This window comes from Xenorhabdus littoralis (assembly GCF_033949345.1).
In the GTDB taxonomy this organism is placed as follows: domain Bacteria; phylum Pseudomonadota; class Gammaproteobacteria; order Enterobacterales; family Enterobacteriaceae; genus Xenorhabdus; species Xenorhabdus littoralis.
On the sequence record NZ_VCDP01000097.1, the window covers coordinates 1 to 1,104 of the forward strand.

The following is a 1,104-nucleotide window of genomic DNA, read 5'->3' on the forward strand; positions in this document are numbered from 1 at the left end:
GTCGCGATATTGGCGGATGCACCGCATTCGCCGGCCTTGGCGGTGGATGTGTTGCCCGCCGTTGAACGCCAGCAGTTACTGGCGGACTTCAATAATACCGAGGCTGACTTCCCAAGAGACGTTTTGCTCCATGAATTGTTTGAGCAACAGGTGGTACGCACTCCAGATGCCACTGCTGTGGTATTTGAAGAATGCACTCTCAGCTACGGCGAACTGAACCGCCGCGCCAACCGGCTGGCCCATCATCTGCTGGCGCTGGGTATACGCCCGGACGATCGGGTCGCCATCTGTGTTGAACGCAGCCTGGAAATGATGGTGGGATTATTGGGTATCCTCAAAGCGGGGGCAGGCTATGTGCCGCTCGATCCGGCTTATCCGGCCGAACGTCTGGCTTATATGCTGGAAGATGCCGCACCCGTGGCGTTGCTTACCCAAACTGGTCTGCTGGAAACCCTGGACAGTCACCTGCCTACCATCGTGCTTGATGCCCGCGGCCCATCGGTTCTGGATAACGGGCCGGCAGAAAATCTTGAGGCTCAGAGACTGGGGCTGACCTCACGTCATTTGGCGTATGTGATTTATACCTCGGGTTCAACAGGGAAACCAAAGGGTGTGATGATTGAACACAGTAATATTGTTAATTTCTTGTGTTCGATGAGTCAGGAACCCGGTATGACGGAGGCGGATGTTTTACTGGGTATTACCTCTCTCTCTTTCGATATTTCCATTCTGGAGCTATTCCTGCCGTTATTAACAGGGGCGCGAATCATACTGGCGACACAGGCACAGGCCACGGATGCACAGCAACTGGCTGCCTTAATTGCGCATCATAATGTGTCCATCATGCAAGCAACGCCTTCGACATGGCGTATGTTATTGCAAATGCCGACTTTCTCTCTGCCAACCAAGTTTAAGGTGCTGTGTGGTGGGGAAGCATTACCTGAAAAACTGGCAACCCAGTTGCTCCAACAGGTTCCTACGCTCTGGAATTTGTATGGGCCAACGGAAACGACGGTCTGGTCTGCGTTAAACGGCTTGACCCGAACTTCCTCTTACATTGGTCACCCTATCGCCAATACCCAAATCTATATTCTGGATACACAG

Annotated in this window: 1 protein-coding gene; it reads left to right on the forward strand. The window is 52.9% G+C overall.

The window, feature by feature from the left end; translation table 11 throughout:
• Positions 1-1,104: AMP-binding protein (locus tag FE394_RS17220; RefSeq protein WP_319927579.1), on the forward strand; the 1,104-nt coding region annotated here is incomplete at both ends.